Annotated in this window: 13 protein-coding genes; 6 read left to right on the forward strand and 7 right to left on the reverse strand. The window is 61.5% G+C overall.

Annotated elements, in window-relative coordinates; all coding sequences use genetic code 11:
• Positions 1–6 precede the first annotated feature (6 nt).
• Entirely contained in the window at positions 7–351 is a 345-nt protein-coding gene (locus tag ACA065_RS22745; RefSeq protein WP_033900540.1) for a YggL family protein, read from the reverse strand.
• Between the two features lie 236 nt (positions 352–587).
• On the opposite strand from ACA065_RS22745, the gene dacB reads away from it, so the two are divergent.
• Positions 588–2048 carry a D-alanyl-D-alanine carboxypeptidase/D-alanyl-D-alanine endopeptidase gene (dacB, locus tag ACA065_RS22750; RefSeq protein ID WP_497691609.1) on the forward strand — a complete coding sequence of 487 codons (1461 nt, stop codon included), beginning with the start codon at positions 588–590 and terminating at the stop codon, positions 2046–2048.
• 109 nt (positions 2049–2157) lie between these two features.
• Here the strand turns inward: dacB and ACA065_RS22755 are convergent, their stop codons facing one another.
• Positions 2158–4542, reverse strand: a complete 2385-nt coding sequence (locus ACA065_RS22755) for a sensor domain-containing diguanylate cyclase (RefSeq protein WP_497691610.1) — start codon at positions 4540–4542, stop codon at positions 2158–2160.
• A 149-nt stretch (positions 4543–4691) separates the two neighbouring features.
• A complete protein-coding gene (gene rlmKL / locus ACA065_RS22760; protein WP_497691611.1) occupies positions 4692–6956 on the reverse strand; it encodes a bifunctional 23S rRNA (guanine(2069)-N(7))-methyltransferase RlmK/23S rRNA (guanine(2445)-N(2))-methyltransferase RlmL in 2265 nt (754 codons plus the stop codon).
• A 532-nt stretch (positions 6957–7488) separates the two neighbouring features.
• On the opposite strand from rlmKL, the gene rmf reads away from it, so the two are divergent.
• Positions 7489–7704: a ribosome modulation factor gene (rmf, locus tag ACA065_RS22765; RefSeq protein WP_002553055.1), complete on the forward strand. Its 216-nt coding sequence runs from the start codon at positions 7489–7491 to the stop codon at positions 7702–7704.
• A gap of 119 nt (positions 7705–7823) precedes the next feature.
• Here rmf and ACA065_RS22770 read toward each other — a convergent pair whose 3' ends face one another.
• The 4 genes from ACA065_RS22770 to sctC all read right to left on the reverse strand — a co-directional run bounded on the left by ACA065_RS22770 (position 7824) and on the right by sctC (position 11476).
• A complete protein-coding gene (locus tag ACA065_RS22770) occupies positions 7824–8849 on the reverse strand; it encodes a quinone-dependent dihydroorotate dehydrogenase (RefSeq protein ID WP_497691612.1) in 1026 nt (341 codons plus the stop codon).
• Positions 8850–8935: 86 nt separating this feature from the next.
• On the reverse strand, positions 8936–9391 hold the full coding sequence (locus ACA065_RS22775) for a transglycosylase SLT domain-containing protein (protein ID WP_497691613.1): 456 nt from the start codon (positions 9389–9391) through the stop codon (positions 8936–8938).
• Positions 9384–9785 (reverse strand): winged helix-turn-helix domain-containing protein, encoded by a 402-nt coding sequence (locus tag ACA065_RS22780; protein WP_497691614.1) that lies wholly within the window; start codon positions 9783–9785, stop codon positions 9384–9386. Before ACA065_RS22780 ends, ACA065_RS22775 begins: the two co-directional genes overlap by 8 nt.
• 212 nt (positions 9786–9997) lie before the next feature.
• Positions 9998–11476: a type III secretion system outer membrane ring subunit SctC gene (sctC, locus tag ACA065_RS22785; RefSeq protein ID WP_497691615.1), complete on the reverse strand. Its 1479-nt coding sequence runs from the start codon at positions 11474–11476 to the stop codon at positions 9998–10000.
• Positions 11477–11725: 249 nt separating this feature from the next.
• Between sctC and ACA065_RS22790 the strand changes: the two genes are divergently transcribed.
• The 4 genes from ACA065_RS22790 (at position 11726) to ACA065_RS22805 (ending at position 16792) form a co-directional block, all read left to right on the forward strand.
• Positions 11726–12952: a CmpA/NrtA family ABC transporter substrate-binding protein gene (locus ACA065_RS22790; protein WP_497691616.1), complete on the forward strand. Its 1227-nt coding sequence runs from the start codon at positions 11726–11728 to the stop codon at positions 12950–12952.
• 13 nt (positions 12953–12965) lie between these two features.
• Positions 12966–13541: an ANTAR domain-containing response regulator gene (locus ACA065_RS22795; protein WP_053257467.1), complete on the forward strand. Its 576-nt coding sequence runs from the start codon at positions 12966–12968 to the stop codon at positions 13539–13541.
• A gap of 369 nt (positions 13542–13910) precedes the next feature.
• Positions 13911–15122 (forward strand): nitrate/nitrite transporter, encoded by a 1212-nt coding sequence (locus ACA065_RS22800; protein ID WP_497691617.1) that lies wholly within the window; start codon positions 13911–13913, stop codon positions 15120–15122.
• Positions 15122–16792, forward strand: coding sequence for a bifunctional protein-serine/threonine kinase/phosphatase (locus tag ACA065_RS22805; protein WP_497691618.1), 1671 nt, complete (start codon positions 15122–15124; stop codon positions 16790–16792). Before ACA065_RS22800 ends, ACA065_RS22805 begins: the two co-directional genes overlap by 1 nt.
• Positions 16793–16823: the final 31 nt, after the last annotated feature.

Here is a 16823-nt window from a genome sequence, read left to right on the forward strand (position 1 = left end):
TCAGTATCACTTAGCCGCGTTGATCGGCTTTTCCGGATACCACACGTCCAGCAGCGGGCTGACTTCAGCGCTTTTCAGTTCGCTGCGGCCTTTGAGCCAGCTTTCAACAGCTACGCGCTGTTCTTCGTTGACCGAGCCACGCTTCTGCAGGCAAACCAGACCGAAGTCATCGCCGCCGACATAGCCCAGACCATTGGCTTCCATGGCTTCTTTGATGAATGCTTCGAGGAAAGCATCGGTAGCTTCTTCACTCAGGTCTTCTTTGAAGTCCAGGTTCAGTTCGAAACCCAGCTCTTGAAATTCATCAACGCACAGTTTTTTGCGCAGACGCTGGGAACGGTTAGTCGCCATTGGAACAATCCTCATAAGTAATAACGGGCGGCACTTTAGCAGTTTAAGACGGCAATTGCCCGACTCTCTGGGACAGGCGGGCATTTGTCTGCAAAAAAACGCGCAATACCAGCTATCGTTCAGCTACAACTGGATCCACCTTGGGGCATAATGCCGACACTTTCGTGACCAATGAGGGATTTTCTTCCATACCCCTCGCCTTTTTCACCCTCCTCAGCAGTAGGGTTTTATTCTTTATGATCAAATCTTTTCGCTCAGCGCTACTGGCCGGTTTTTTTCTACCACTGGCCCTTTCCGTCTCTGCCGCCCCGATCAACAACACCCTGCCACCCAACGTTGCGCAGGCTCTGCAAAAAGCCAAACTGCAAAACACCGCACTGTCTCTGGTGATGCTGCCCCTCACCGGCCCCGGCACGCCGACCGTGTTCAACGCCGACGTGTCGGTGAACCCGGCCTCGACCATGAAGCTGGTTACCACCTACGCGGCCCTGGAAATGCTCGGCCCCAACCATCAGTGGAAAACCGAGTTCTACACCGACGGCAGCCTCAGCGGTGGCGTGTTGCACGGCAACCTGTACCTCAAGGGCGGCGGCGACCCCAAGCTGAACATGGAAAAGCTCTGGTTGCTGATGCGCGACCTGCGCGCCAATGGCGTGCAGCAAGTCACCGGCGACCTGGTGCTCGACCGCAGCTTCTTCAACCAGCCGCAATTGCCCGAATTCAATGATGACGGCAACGACGAGAACAAGCCGTTCCTGGTCAAGCCCGACGCCCTGCTGGTCAACCTCAAGGCGCTGCGTTTCGTGACCCGCAACGACTCGGGCCGCGTGATCGTGTCGGTCGAGCCGCCGATTGCGAGCATTCGCATCGACAACCAGGTCAAGGTGTCCAACGCCAAGCAGTGCACCGGCGACGTGCGCTACAACCCGGTCACGGCCGCCGATGGCAGTGTCACCGTGACCGTCAGCGGCCAGCTGGGCGATGGCTGCAGTTCGCAGACTTACCTGTCGCTGCTCGACCACGCCACCTACACCGCCGGCGCCGTGCGCGCGATCTGGCAGGAATTGGGCGGCACCATCCAGGGCCGCGATATCCAGGCGCCAGTGCCTAAGGACGCCAAAGTACTCGCCCGCGCCTTTTCGCCGGACCTGGCGGAAATCATCCGCGACATCAACAAATACAGTAACAACACCATGGCCCAGCAGTTGTTCCTGAGCCTGGGCGCGCAGTTTCGCAACGATGCCGACGGCGACGACGCCAAGGCTGCGCAACGCGTGGTGCGTCAGTGGCTGGCGAAGAAAGGCATCACCGCGCCGCACCTGGTGATGGAGAACGGCTCCGGCCTGTCGCGCGCCGAACGGGTCAGTGCCCGTGAGATGGCGGCCATGCTGCAAGCCGCCTGGAAAGGCCCGTACGCGGCGGAATACATCAGCTCGCTGCCAATTGCCGGCACCGACGGCACCATGCGCAAACGCCTGAAAACCACGGCCATGCGCGGCGAAGCCCACGTCAAGACCGGCACCCTGAACACCGTGCGTGCCATTGCCGGGTTCAGCCGCGACAACAACGGCAATACCTGGGTGGTGGTGGCGATCCTCAACGATTCAAAACCGTGGGGCGCGTCTTCGGTGCTCGATCAGGTGCTACTGGACCTGTATCGCCAGCCGAAGCTGACGGCCGCGGCACCGGTACTTTAAAAGGCAACACAGATCAAATGTGGGAGCTGGCTTGCCTGCGATGCAGGCACCGAGGTGTATCCGTCACACTGCGGTGATGCGATCGCAGGCAAGCCAGCTCCCACATTATTCAGGCACGTAATCTTTCGGCTTCCACTCGGTCCCTGCCCGCCTGCTTGGCCACATACACCGCCGAATCCGCGCGCAGCAGCAGCCCATCGATGCCTTCATCGATGCGCCAGCTCGCCACTCCGAAGCTGGCGGTCACGATGCCCACCGTTTCCATCGGTGCACTGCGCAGCGACTGCCACAATTCCATCGCCAGGCTGTACGCCTGATCACGATCGGTGTGCGGGCACAACACCACGAACTCTTCGCCACCCAGGCGACAGAACACATCCGTACGCCGCAGGCGCTGGCTGATCCGCTTGCACACCTCTTGCAACACCCCATCGCCTACCGCGTGCCCATATTGGTCGTTGATGCGCTTGAAGTGGTCGATATCGAGCATGATCAACGACAGCGCGCCATCGGTACGGTTAAGCCTGAGCATTTCGGCCTTGAGGCGGTCCTGAAAATAACGCCGGTTATGAATGCCCGTCAGCGAGTCGGTGATCGACAGCGCGCGCAGCTCTTCCTCCACCCGCTTGAGATCGGAGATATCCGACACGTAGCCGTGCCACAGCGTACCGCCCCCTGGTAACTCTTCCGGCGTAGCTTCGCCGCGAATCCAGCGCAGGCCGCGTTGCGGCAACAGCACGCGGTACTCTTCGCGCCAGTGGCTCAACTGCAGCGCCGACAAGCGAATCGACAGGCGTACCCGCTCGACATCCTGAGGATGGATGCGCTCGAAGACCTTGCCCGCGTCCTGCTGCAGCACACCCGCTTCAATTTCATAGATATCGCGCATGCCATCGCTGGCGTAGATGAAGCGACCGTTGTCCTGGTGTTCCAGGATGAACTGAAAGATCCCGCCGGGCACATGAGCACTGAGTTTTTTCAGCAGACGATCGCGCGCCGCCAACGCCTCGTAGGCGCGTTTCTGCTCGGTGACATCCAGGTAAATCGCCAAATGCCCGACCCACAAACCATGGTCATCCAGCAGCACGGTGCCGAGCATGTTCACGGTCAAAGGGCTGCCATTCTCGCGCAACAGGGTCCACTCCCGGGCCTCGTGCAGGGTGTCAGGGCTCTCCACCAGCATCGCCTGGCTCGGCGGGATGCGCTTGCCCATGACCACACTTAAACTGGCGGAGCGCGCCTCGAGCTCAGCGGCCAGGTGCAGGCTTTCCAGGGTCATGCGCCCCAGCACCTGCTCGGACGTGTAGCCCAGCATCTGCTCGGCACCGGCATTGAACGTATTGATCACACCGCGCAGGTCAGTGGCGATGATCGCGACCTGGGTAGCTGCATTCAGCACGCTGCGCAATTGCCCGTGCGCCCCGCGCAGCTCCTGCTCGCGCAGGCGCAATTGCACGGTGCGCTGCTCCACCAGTTTGAGCGCGCGCTGGCGCTGGCTGACCAGCACGTACAGCAACGCGCTGAGCAGCAGGCTGAGCAACCCGCCCATGGTCAGGATCGTACTCATTGAGGAATGGTTGGCCCGATCGAACACCTGACTGGCACGCAACGTCAGCGCATACACATGGTCGCCCAAGGTAAGACGGCGCGCGGCGCTGAGGTCACTGGTGCCGACCGCATTGCTGGAGGCATACAGCACGCGTTGCTGGGCGTCGGAGGTGTCGACGATTTGCATCACCAGGTTGTCCCGGTTCGGCTTGGGCAGACCATCGGCTACCAACTGACGCATGCTGATCACCGCCATCACAAAACCGCTGGGGTCAGCGTCGGGTAGCTTGCTCACGGGCGCCACCAGCAAAACCCCGGCCGCATAGGCTGGTTCCACGCCCACCAGTTGCATAGGCTGGGACACCGCAGGCTTACCGCTTTTTTGCGCACGCTCAAGGGCCGAGCGCCGCAACGGCTGGGCCAGCAAATCAAAGCCCAGCGGCGAGCCCAGCAGGCTTTGGGTCTGGCTGTACAACACGGGGACGTATTCATCACGCTCGGCAGCAGGCGCCAGCTCACCCGACGAATTCAATTCGCGGATGCTGAAGGCGACGCCGCGCTGGCGCGAGATCTCTTGTTCAAACGCGCTGCGTTGATCGCGCAATATCCGCGGCGCCCAGGCATAGGCGCGGGCGCGCAGCAGCAAGGGTTGGGCGAAACCATCAAACTCGGCACGGGACACATCACTGGAGTTGACGAAAAAGCGCTGCAGGCTGGCCAGGCGCTGCTCCTGGTCTTCAAAGCGTTCCTGCAGGCGGGTGTAGCGCTCGTTGACCAGCAGTTGGAAGCGCTGACGAACCTGTTGCCGATAAAGATCGGCAGCGGCCCAGGCAACAATCACCGTCAGCGCGCAACCTGCCAGTAACACCACCAATGCCACCAGCCAAGCCGAGGCCTGCTCACTGATAAAGCCTAGGATTTTGGGGCGGACGGCATGCATCGGCATAGGCAACACTCACTACGCCAGCGTGCGGGGCTGTCACTTTGGCTAGGCATTAAGTTATAGCCATCGGCCCTGTGTTTGACCAGCGCAAAAAAGCCGCAAGCCCGGAATAATCCGGGCTTGCGGCTTTTTGGTGCCACGTCGTGCGGCGATCAGCGCGCGGTGATTTTCCAGGCCCGGTGAATCTTCGCATTGCGCGCGAAATCCGGGTCGAGGGTCTTGTCGCTGATTTCCTCAACCGCATAGCGTTCGCTGAGGTTGTCCTCCAGCACGAACTTGCGGAAGTTGTTCGAGAAGTACAGCACGCCGCCCGGTGCCAGGCGCGCCATCGCCAGGTCGAGCAACTGCACGTGGTCACGCTGTACGTCGAAGATGCCTTCCATGCGCTTGGAGTTGGAGAAGGTCGGCGGGTCGATGAAGATCAGGTCGAACTCATCGCGGCTGGCTTCCAGCCAGGCCATCACATCACCCTGTTCCAGGCGGTTCTTGTCGGAGAAACCGTTGAGCGAGAAATTGCGACGCGCCCAGTCCAGGTAGGTCTTGGACAAGTCGACGCTGGTGGTGCTGCGCGCGCCGCCCTTGGCCGCGTGCACACTGGCGGTGGCGGTGTAGCAATACAGGTTGAGGAAACGCTTGCCGGCCGCTTCTTTCTGAATGCGCATGCGCATCGGGCGGTGGTCGAGGAACAGGCCGGTGTCCAGGTAGTCGGTGAGGTTGACCAGCAGCTTCACGCCGCCTTCACTGACCTCGGTGAACTTGCCCTGGGCACTCTGGCGCTCGTACTGCTTGGTGCCGCTCTGACGCTCGCGACGCTTGACCACTACGCGGCTCTTGTCGACGTTCAGCGCCTGGGGAATCGCGGCCAAGGCATCAAACATACGTGCGGAGGCTTTTTCCGGGTCAATGGATTTCGGCGCGGCGTATTCCTGCACGTGCACCCAATCGTGGTACAGGTCGATGGCCATGGAGTATTCCGGCATGTCGGCATCGTACACACGGTAGCAGTCCACGCCTTCACGCTTGGCCCACTTGCCCAGTTGCTTGAGGTTCTTCTGCAGGCGGTTGGCGAACATCTGCCCGCCTTCGCTCAGGCGTGCCTGCTCAACCACCGGCGCCGGGGCTGGCTTGATCGGGTTACCGTTCTTGTTGTACTGGCGCTCTACCGGCTCGGTCGGGGCCTGATCGTAAGCGGCTTGCTCACGTTCGGCCTGACGCTGTTCCGGCGTGCGGCGCTCGCCCGTCACGAACTGGTCCGGGTTGACCTTGATCAGCAGCAACTTGCACGGCAACGCGCCGTTCCAGAACGAATACTGTTTGTGGCTGCGGATGCCCATGCGCTTGCCCAGGTCCGGCGCGCCGGTGAACACCGCCGCCTCCCAACCCATGCACGCCTGGCGCAGACGCTCGCCGAGATTCTGGTAGAGGTACAACAGGCTGGCTTCGTCACCCAGGCGCTCGCCGTAAGGCGGGTTGCAGATCACCAGGCCTTTTTGGTTCTGGTCCGGACGCGGCTCGAAGGTGCCGACTTCGCCTTGGTACACCTTGATCCAGTGGCTCAGGCCTGCGCGCTCGATGTTATTGCGCGCGGGTTGGATCAAGCGTGGGTCGGCTTCGTAGCCACGCACCCACAACGGCGGCTTGTTCATGCCGATGGCCGCACGCTCGGTGGCTTCGCTGTGCAGCTTTTTCCACAGCGCCGGGACGTGGCCGAGCCAGGTGGTGAAGCCCCACAGTTCGCGGTTGAGGTTGGGGGCCATGTCGGCGGCGATCATCGCGCCTTCGACCAGGAAGGTGCCGACACCGCACATCGGGTCCGTCAGCGCGCCGCCTTCGGCCGCAATGCGCGGCCAGCCGGCGCGAATCAAAATCGCAGCGGCCAGGTTTTCTTTCAACGGCGCCGCGCCCTGCTGCAGGCGATAACCGCGCTGGTGCAGGCTGTGGCCGGAGAGGTCGAGGGATAAAATGGCTTCGCCACGGTCCAGGCGCAGGTGAATGCGCAGGTCCGGGTTGATCTTGTCGATGGACGGGCGTTCGCCGGTCGGGGTGCGCAGTTTGTCGACGATCGCATCCTTGACCTTCAGCGCGCCGAAGTGGGTGTTGTCGATGCCCGAACCGTGGCCGCTGAATTCCACAGCCAGGGTGCCGTCGGAGACCATATGGTCAGCCCACTCGATATCCAGCACACCGTGGTAGAGGTCTTCGGCGTCCTTCATCGGGAAGCGCTTGAGCACCAGCAGCACGCGGTTGGCCAGGCGCGACCAGAGGCACAGGCGATAAGCGGTTTCCATGTCGGCCATGCCGCGCACGGCCGAGGTGTGCTCGCGGGCGTCCTCAAGGCCAAGCCCGACGGCTTCCTCGATCAGCAGGCCTTCGAGGCCCTTGGGGCAAGTGAGGAAGAGTTCAAAACGGTCCGACATGGGGCATTCCAGGCTTTTCAGCAATAAATGAACGGGCGACGCATCGCCGGCTCGGTTTTCAATCAAGCACTTTTCTTGAAGAGCGCTCGCGTGGCACGAATGTGCCGTTCCACCCCGGCTGCCAGGCCTTTTGGCCGTAATTGCCGGTGCAGATAAATAATTGATCGCAACAAAAAGAAATATTCCGACCCTTCGTCGAATAATAACCGACTGCAATGGGCGGGCATTCTCACTAAAGGATTAAACCCATCCTCTTTGCAGGGCACATCATAGCTGGGTTTGCCCAATAAATGGGGCTAAAAGCCAGCCCAGCTTATGGCTATAGCATCGTTATCGTTACGTGCTTATGACAAAACGATCATTGAATCCATGTGACCTATTGGTTAGAACTCAACACAGGTTGGCGCCGTAACGACGTCGACACATCGGCTCGCCACGCCGGCAGCGAGCCCACCAACGGCAGAAAAACTCTGCCCGGCCTCAGACGAGGCCGAAGGATATCAAGACAGTCAACAAGTGAGGGAAACACCCTATGAGAAGACTTAAGCGTGATCCGTTGGAAAGAGCATTTTTACGCGGATATCAATATGGCGTTCATGGCAAATCCCGTGAGCTTTGCCCATTTACTCTACCGTCGGTACGCCAAGCCTGGATTAACGGCTGGCGAGAAGGACGCGGCGACAACTGGGACGGTATGACTGGCACTGCGGGAATCCACAGACTCAACGAACTTCACGCCGTCGGCTAACACAGGGCACTTAATCCGACACACCACCTTGAAGATTATGTAACGACTTAACCACGCACGCCCCATCAGGGCGGCGGGCTTCGGCCCAGGGGCTCCTTTAGGGAGCCCTTTTTATTGCCTCAAGCTTTTGGCAAAGCTGCAATCGCATCCACCGACTCGCGAATCAACGCCGGCCCTTTATAGATAAAGCCTGTGTACAACTGCACCAGGCTGGCGCCGGCGGCGATCTTCTCGGCGGCGTGCTTGCCTTCGGTGATGCCGCCCACGGCGATGATCGGCAAGCGCCCCGCCAACTCAGCCGCCAACACCTTGACGATGTGGGTGCTCTTGTCTCGCACCGGCGCACCCGACAGACCGCCCGCTTCATCCCCATGGGCCAGCCCTTCAACGCCGACACGGCTGAGGGTGGTATTGGTGGCGATTACCGCGTCCATGCCCGAATCCACCAGGGCCTGGGCAACCAGCACGGTTTCTTCATCACTCATGTCCGGGGCGATCTTGATGGCCAGCGGCACGCGCTTGCCATGGCGCGCGGCCAGGTCTTCCTGGCGCTGACGCAAGGCTTCAAGCAGTTGCTTGAGCGAGTCGCCGAACTGCAGGCTGCGCAAGCCTGGCGTATTAGGCGAGCTGACGTTGACAGTGACGTAGCTGGCGTGGGCGTAAACCTTGTCCAGGCAAATCAGGTAATCATCAACGGCACGCTCTACGGGGGTGTCAAAGTTCTTGCCGATATTGATGCCGAGGATGCCTTTGTATTTCGCGGCATGAACCCGCGATAACAGGTGATCAACGCCCAGGTTATTGAAGCCCATGCGGTTGATGATCGCCTCGGCTTCCGGCAAGCGAAAGATCCGTGGCTTGGGGTTACCCGGCTGTGGCCGGGGCGTCACGGTGCCAATTTCGACAAAGCCGAAACCCAGTTGCGCAAAACCATCGATGGCCGCGCCGTTCTTGTCCAGGCCTGCCGCCAGCCCGACCGGGTTAGGGAAATCGAGCCCCATCACCGACACCGGCATTTTTGCCGGCGCTTTACATACCAGGCCATTAAGCCCCAGGCGGCCACCGGCGCCGATCAGGTCCAGGGACAGATCGTGGGAAGTTTCCGGGGAGAGTTTGAACAACAGCTGGCGGGCCAGGGTATACATGGGCGGGCTAGACTCGGATGGCGGCGAAAGGTGGCGCCGATTATAGCCGGGGTGGCACGCCAGGCGCGAGGTACGCCGTCCAATCGTCAGCGGCGTTGTGCAACCAACGCCTCATACTGCGCCCAGATTTTTTCTGCATAACGCAGGCGCAACGTCTCGCGCTCCGGTGCCACACCTGCATTGTAGGAGCCTACGGCGGTCCAGTTGTAACCGAAACGCTGGATGAACTCGGCAAGGATCGAAGCGCCTACCTCCACCGACAAACAAGGCTCACTCAGCAACCGCTCCTCGGTAATCCCCTGCTTGGCCAGACGAGGCAGGTGCATGCTGTTGATCTGCATCAGGCCGATGTCGCGCGAGCCATCGCTGTTGGTAGGGTTCATCGCCTGCGCACGGTAACCCGACTCCACGGCGGCAATAGCCTGCAACAGCTCCGGCTCGATATCGTAGCGGCTGGCAACCTCATCCCAGCAACTGGCCCAGGCATGATGGCTGCCCATCAGCATGCTCAACAGTAGACCTTTGCCCAATCGCTTAATCATGTGCCACCTGGCCACACGCCGAACAGATGTACTGCGCACGTCCCCGCCCAGCCTGACGCGATTCGTGCAGTTCGACTTTCACCTCACAGGTAAAGCGATAGCCTCTGCCATAGATGGTCTTGATAAACCCTTTGTCTTTCCTCAGGTGCTTGCGCAAGGCATAGATGCAGCGCGTGAGTGACTCCTCGGCAACCTCGCCACGGGGCCAGGCCAACTCCAGCAAACGGTCCTTGGTCATCAGCGCGCCATCGGACGCCAACAGCAGCCGCAGCACATGCCATTCCTTGGGCGGCAACTGGATATCCACGCCTTCGCCGGTCAACTGGCCGTCGCCATATAAGGTCCATCCGGCAAAAACCCGTGAGGCCGTCGGCGCATCATTCGCGATGGTCATACACACCTCTGCATCCGACTACTGACATTGAATTCCTTGCTTCCAGAAACGGCCGATACGGCAACCGCACGACTATAAAAACCTGAGCAGCAAACAACGTTAGGAAAAGGCTCATGTAATCGAGGCTTTAGGCACGCATTGCGTAGGATTTTTCGTCAGCGCTGACTGCATGCGCTCAGGCCGGCGTTCAGAAGCGTGCTTTAGGGGCTATTTCATTCCGGGACTTCACGGTTTTCTCGTACGAACGCACGTTGCACACGCTCATATTGGCGCTGCGTCAACGGCGGCGGCCCGACGGCACCCGCGAGCATCTTGAGCTCGCTCCCAACGGCCCGCGCCTGGATCACAAACAGCCGCACCTCGGCACGTGGCCCGCGCCCGGCGCCTTCGCGCTCACGTCGAAAACCGCCCAGCCACAGGCGCCTGCCTGGAGGTACACGCACCATCGTGCTGATCCCCACTCGCCCCACGGCCCCTGCCGAGCCAGGTTTGAGCTTGCTGTCCAGCTGACGGTCATCCTCGACAGTGAGTTGCATTTGGATCTGATTGGCTTCGACAAAGCGCGGTAGCACACTGGCTTCGGTGCCATACTGCACGGGCTGCCATTCACGGCTATCGCTCACGGAATTGGGCAGGTAGAACGTATGGCTATCCTGGAAAACCGCCGGCACATTCTCCTGGGTCAGGATCACCGGAAACGCAACGATCCTGGCTTTGCGCCGGCGCTCCAGCACGCCGAGTTGCGCCATCAAGCGGTTATCGTCCAACGGTTCCAGCACGCGCGTCACCGAAGCCCCGGTGTCTGCTGCCTGAGCCCAGTCCGCGGCCATTTTCTCGAATTCGCTACGCTCCACGTCGATCTGCCATAGCGACACCTCAATCGGCCGTTTGGGTTTGTCGAGCTGGGCAACCAGTTCCTCGATCGCCTTGACCTGCGCAGGCTTGCCCTTGATCAGCAGGCTGTTGGAGTCGGGGTACGCAATCACCACCAGGCTCTTGTCGGCCAGCAAACTCGCCGGGCGCTGCGTGCCATTCTTCTGCTCGCTGGCCAGTACGGTTTCAATCATCGAGGCCATGCCCGATACGTTGACTTTTTCGCCGCCCATGACGTACTGACGGTCTGCCACGTGGGTGTTGAACACCTGCACCACGCCGAAGGTCTGGGTGCCCACGCGTACTTCGGTGCGTTGCCTGTCCATCAACTGGGCCAAGTGCAGCACCTGGTCGACATAGTTGGGTGGCCCGGACACATAAAAGGTCCGCCCCCCACTTTCCCTGAGCGGGTAGCGGGATTCATCAAGGCCCGAACGGCGCATGAACCCGCGCAACCTGTCGATCGAAATATGCCGCAGCGCCACCGCCGAGCTTTTTGCCTCCCCGGCGTCATAGAGGTAAAGCACCTGCCCGTCGCTGTACCAGATCAGGCCTTGCTGCTCGGCGACCGCCTCCAGGGTGTGCTGCGCCGCCCCGAGGTCGAAGGCACCGGAAATGGTTCTACGCGCCACCTCGCGGCTGACCACGACGGGCACGCCCAAAGGCACCGACAGCGCGGTAAAAAAGGTATGCAGGCTTTCATCCCGCGCCTGATAACTCTGCCCAAGGGCGGGTGCGATGGCCAACAACAGCGCGAAGCACAGCAGCCAGCGATGCAACCCGTGGTGGCGCATCATGGCTGGCGGATCGAAAGTCACCGTAGGGGTTCCTGGCATTCTGGCGCAAAGAGGCGGGCATACTGAGCGGCAGGCGAGTTTCAATCTTGATGGAAAGCTGACGCAGCCCACGCCTATGCGCCCGTGGCATGTGCCTTGCTACGGAGATTGCATCAAAGCGCGCGCCACCGTCGGTGCGAGCTTACGGACAAAGGCGTCGTACCCTGCAATGGCCTGCATCGCCATCCGAGGGCGCGATGCTTTTTTTTTGAGCGAAAAAGGTAGGTGTTGATGAACGATTCGGTCGGCAACAGCCCGGTGAATAATCCGCTGGCCTGGGTAAACGGCAGTGACGCCCCGGAAAAGAGCAGCCTCGACCTGGGTTTCATGGCGCTGACCGATTGCGCCTCGCTGGTGGTCGCCGCCACCCAGGGTTTCGCGCAACCCTATGGCCTGACACTCAACCTCAAGCGCCAATCCTCATGGGCTAACTTGCGCGACAGACTGGTCAGCGGTGAACTGGACGCCGCGCACAGCCTGTACGGGTTGATCTATGCCGTGCACCTGGGTATCGGCGGCGTTGCGCCCACCGACATGGCCGTGCTGATGGGGCTCAACCAGAACGGCCAGAGCATAAACCTGTCACATGGCTTGCAACAGCAAGGGGTGACCACTCCTGAGGCACTGGACCGCCATGTGCACCAAAGCCGAACAAAACTGACCTTCGCCCAGACGTTTCCCACCGGCACCCACGCCATGTGGCTGTATTACTGGCTGGCAAGCCAAGGCATTCATCCTTTGCAGGACGTCGACAGCGTGGTGGTGCCACCGCCGCAGATGGTCGCGCACCTGCAAGCCGGGCGCATCGACGGGTTTTGTGTCGGCGAGCCTTGGTGTGCCAGCGCGGTCAAGCAGAACCAAGGGTTCACACTGGCGACCACCCAGGCGATCTGGCCGAACCATCCGGAAAAGGTTCTAAGCTGCACTCAGGCCTTCGTCGATCAATACCCGAACACGGCCCGCGTGCTGGTCATGGCGATTCTGGAAGCCAGCCGCTTTATCGAAGAAAGCCAGGAAAACCGCCGCTCCACCGCGCAATTACTCAGCGCCCGCGACTACCTGGATGCACCACTGGACTGCATCGAGCCACGCCTGCTCGGCGCGTATGACGACGGCCTCGGCAACCAGTGGCAAGACCCGCATGCCCTGCGATTTTTCGGCGATGGCGAGGTGAACCTGCCCTACCTCTGCGACGGTATGTGGTTCATGACCCAGTTTCGACGTTGGGGCTTGCTGCGCGAAGATCCGGACTACCTGGGCATCGCGCGCCAAGTGCAGCAACTGGACCTGTATCGCCAGGCCGCCGCTGCCGTCGGCGTCCCGGCAAACGCCCAAAACATGCGCAGCAGCCAGTTGATCGACGGCAAAATCTGGGACGGTTCCGACCCCGCGGCCTACGCCCGCAGTTTCCGCTTGCACGCCATGGCGGACCACTCCAGCCGCCAAGCGCTGCGTTGACAGGACGCCCCCTATGTTGCGAATCCTGTTGATCAACGACACCCCGCGCAAGGTCGGGCGTCTCAAAGCCGCATTGACCGAAGCCGGATTCGAGGTAATCGATGAGTCTGGCCTGACCATCGACCTGCCCGCGCGCGTCGAAACAGTGCGCCCGGACGTGATCCTGATCGATACCGAGTCACCCGGCCGCGACGTGATGGAGCAAGTGGTGCTGGTCAGTCGTGACCAGCCGCGGCCAATCGTGATGTTTACCGACGAGCACGACCCGAACGTGATGCGCCAAGCGATCAAGTCCGGGGTCAGCGCCTACATCGTCGAAGGCATCCAGGCCCAGCGCCTGCAGCCGATTCTGGACGTGGCCATGGCCCGCTTTGAAAGCGACCAGGCCCTGCGCGCCCAGCTCCAGGCTCGCGATCAGCAGTTGGCCGAGCGCAAACGCATCGAGCTGGCCAAGGGCATGCTGATGAAAATGAAGCACTGCAATGAAGAAGAGGCCTACACCCTGATGCGCCGCCAGGCCATGAGCCGCCAGCAGAAACTGATCCAGGTGGCGGAGCAGATCATCGCCATGAGCGAGTTGCTCGGCTGATCTGGCGCAGCACTAAGGAGCGTTCCCACGCTTGCGCGTGGGAATACCGCCAGGGGCGCTCCGCGTCCCGCCATCCGACGCACGTTTTGCATAGGCGACGCGGAGCGTCACAGGATGCATTCCCACGCGGAGCGTGGGAACGATCAGGATCAACGCGTTTTGGCGCAGCTCTTGCTAAGCATTCATCACAGGTAACCAACGGCGGTTGCCCCTTCTACGACAAAGACGTCGCCCATCCGGTTTGCCCTCGCGAACCCGGTGGCGGCGTTTTTTCGTTTTGGCCCCAGAGCCTGGGGCCGGTGGGGTGGCCTTTTACCGGCAGCCCCATCACTTGGCCTTCTTACAAGACCCCAACCGTTGAGGTGCGTGATGAAATCAAGCTTCTGGAAATCCGGGCACACCCCGACCCTGTTTGCCGCGTTCCTGTATTTCGACCTGAGTTTCATGGTCTGGTACTTGTTGGGCCCGCTGGCGGTGCAGATCGCCGCCGACTTGCATCTAACCACTCAACAGCGCGGCCTGGTGGTGGCGACGCCGATCCTGGCCGGCGCGGTACTGCGTTTTCTGATGGGCATGCTGGCCGACAAGCTATCACCCAAGACCGCCGGGCTGATTGGCCAGGTCATTGTGATTGCCGCACTGTTCGGCGCCTGGCAAATCGGCATCCACAGCTACGAGCAAGCTCTGCTCTTGGGCGTGTTCCTGGGCATGGCCGGTGCATCGTTTGCGGTCGCGCTGCCCCTGGCATCCCAGTGGTATCCCGCTGAGCACCAAGGCAAGGCGATGGGCATCGCCGGTGCCGGCAACTCCGGGACGGTGTTTGCCGCCTTGCTTGCACCGGTACTCGCCGCCGCGTTTGGGTGGAGCAATGTGTTCGGCTTTGCGCTGATTCCATTGGTCATCACCCTGGTCGTCTTCGCCTGGCTGGCACGCAATGCGCCTGAACGCCCGAAAGCCAAATCCATGGCCGACTACTTCAAGGCCCTGGGCGACCGCGACAGCTGGTGGTTCATGTTCTTCTACAGCGTGACCTTCGGCGGCTTTATCGGCCTGGCCAGCGCCCTGCCCGGTTACTTCAACGACCAGTACGGCCTGAGCCCGGTGACGGCCGGCTACTACACCGCCGCCTGTGTGTTTGGCGGCAGTTTGATGCGCCCCTTGGGCGGCGCCCTGGCGGATCGTTTCGGCGGGATTCGCACCCTGCTCGGCATGTACAGCGTGGCGGCAATCTGCATCGCGGCGGTGGGTTTCAACCTGCCAAGTTCCTACGCTGCCCTGGCACTGTTCGTCTGCACCATGCTCGGCCTCGGCGCAGGAAATGGCGCCGTGTTTCAACTGGTGCCCCAGCGTTTTCGCCGCGAAATCGGCGTGATGACCGGCCTGATCGGCATGGCCGGCGGTATCGGCGGCTTCGCCCTCGCGGCAGGCATGGGCGCGATCAAACAAAGCACCGGCAGTTATCAGATGGCCCTGTGGTTGTTCGCCAGCCTGGGCGTGTTGGCCTGGTTTGGCCTGCACGGCGTCAAGCGGCGCTGGAGAACCACCTGGGGTTCGGCCGCCGTGACCGCCGCGCGCGTCTGATGAGCTTGCAACTGAGCATCGCCCAAGCCAGCGCCATTGGCCCACGGGCAGAGAACCAGGACGCCTTGCGCGTGGTCACCCCCGTGGCAGAACTGGCGGCAAGTAAAGGCTACCTGTGCGCCATCGCCGACGGCGTGAGCCAATGCGCCGATGGCGGCCTGGCTGCGCGCTCGACCCTGCAGGCGCTGGCGTTGGACTACTACGCCACGCCGCAAACCTGGGGCGTGGCCCAGGCGCTTGAACGTTTGTTGCTGGCGCAGAATCGTTGGCTGCAGGCCAACGGCGGTGGCCAGCCGCTGTTGACCACCCTCAGCGCCGTAGTGTTTCGCGGCCAACGCTTCACCCTCGCGCATGTCGGCGATTGCCGGGTGTATCGCTGGCTGGACGGCGAGTTGCAGCGCATCAGCGTAGACCACGTGTGGGAGCAACCGGGCATGCAGCACGTGCTCAAGCGCGCCCTCGGCCTGGACCAACATTTGGTGCTGGATTTTCTCGATGGCGAACTGCGCGCAGGCGAATGTTTCCTGCTGCTCAGCGATGGCGTGTGGGCCACCTTGGGCGATCACAACATCAGCGCGATCCTGCGCGAGCAGGCTGATCTCGACATGGCGGTAAATACCCTGGTCAACGCCGCGCACCTGGCCGCGAGCCAGGACAATGCCAGCGCCCTGCTGGTGCGCATCGACAAACTCGGCGCCGCCACACTCGGCGACGCGCTGGTGCAGTTGCAGCAATGGCCGCTGCCACCGCCGCTGAAACCTGGGCAACGCTTTGAAGGCTGGCAGGTTGAAAGCCTGCTGGCGCAGAGCCGGCAATCCTTGCTGTATCGGGTACGCGATGCCCAACAGCAACCGTGGCTGCTGAAAACCTTGCCGATCAGCCGCGACGATGACAGCGATGCCGGCCAAGCCTTGTTGTCGGAAGAGTGGTTTCTGCGACGGGTTGCCGGGCGCGCGTTTCCGGAAGTCCATGCGGCCAGTGGGCGTCAGCATTTGTACTACGTGATGCGCGAATATTCGGGGCAAACCCTCGCGCAGCTGTTTCAGCAGCAAGGCCCATTGCCCCTGGCACAGTGGCAGTCCATCGCCGAGCGGTTGCTGCGGGCGGTGGGCCTGCTGCATCGACGACAGATCCTGCACCGCGACATCAAGCCGGAAAACCTGCTGCTGGGTGACGATGGCGAACTGCGCGTGCTGGATTTCGGCCTGGCCTACTGCCCAGGCCTTTCCGAAGACCGCGCCCACTTGCTTCCCGGTACGCCGAGTTTTATCGCTCCGGAGGCGTTCAGTGGCGAGCGGCCTACGCCACAACAGGACTTGTACAGTGTCGGCGTCACGCTCTATTACCTGCTGACCGGGCATTACCCCTATGGCGAAATCGAAGCTTTCCAACGGCCGCGGTTCGCCCAGCCGGTCAGCGCCAGCCGCTACCGCCCCGACCTGCCGGACTGGTTGCCGCTGAGCCTGGAGCGCGCCGTGGCGGCTCAACCTGCGCAACGTTATGAAACCGCCGAAGAGTGGCTGCTGGCGCTCGAGCAGGCCGACCGCCGCGAATTAAGCGTACGACCACGGCCGTTGCTGGAGCGCGAGCCGCTCAAGGTCTGGCGAACCCTGGCCATGGTTTCGCTGTTGGTCAATCTGGTGCTGCTGTACTGGCTGCTGCACCACTAAAGGGCAAATCCCTATTCGGTTTGGGTGGCCA

The organism is Pseudomonas sp. LBUM1640 (assembly GCF_059716225.1).

Bases quoted from the DNA above. Each gene is read 5' to 3' on its own strand.
- ACA065_RS22745 (WP_033900540.1), bottom strand. From the start codon at position 351: ATGGCGACTAACCGTTCCCAGCGTCTGCGCAAAAAACTGTGCGTTGAT.
- dacB (WP_497691609.1), top strand. From the start codon at position 588: ATGATCAAATCTTTTCGCTCAGCGCTACTGGCCGGTTTTTTTCTACCA.
- ACA065_RS22755 (WP_497691610.1), bottom strand. From the start codon at position 4,542: ATGCCGATGCATGCCGTCCGCCCCAAAATCCTAGGCTTTATCAGTGAG.
- rlmKL (WP_497691611.1), bottom strand. From the start codon at position 6,956: ATGTCGGACCGTTTTGAACTCTTCCTCACTTGCCCCAAGGGCCTCGAA.
- rmf (WP_002553055.1), top strand. From the start codon at position 7,489: ATGAGAAGACTTAAGCGTGATCCGTTGGAAAGAGCATTTTTACGCGGA.
- ACA065_RS22770 (WP_497691612.1), bottom strand. From the start codon at position 8,849: ATGTATACCCTGGCCCGCCAGCTGTTGTTCAAACTCTCCCCGGAAACT.
- ACA065_RS22775 (WP_497691613.1), bottom strand. From the start codon at position 9,391: ATGATTAAGCGATTGGGCAAAGGTCTACTGTTGAGCATGCTGATGGGC.
- ACA065_RS22780 (WP_497691614.1), bottom strand. From the start codon at position 9,785: ATGACCATCGCGAATGATGCGCCGACGGCCTCACGGGTTTTTGCCGGA.
- ACA065_RS22790 (WP_497691616.1), top strand. From the start codon at position 11,726: ATGAACGATTCGGTCGGCAACAGCCCGGTGAATAATCCGCTGGCCTGG.
- ACA065_RS22795 (WP_053257467.1), top strand. From the start codon at position 12,966: ATGTTGCGAATCCTGTTGATCAACGACACCCCGCGCAAGGTCGGGCGT.
- ACA065_RS22800 (WP_497691617.1), top strand. From the start codon at position 13,911: ATGAAATCAAGCTTCTGGAAATCCGGGCACACCCCGACCCTGTTTGCC.
- ACA065_RS22805 (WP_497691618.1), top strand. From the start codon at position 15,122: ATGAGCTTGCAACTGAGCATCGCCCAAGCCAGCGCCATTGGCCCACGG.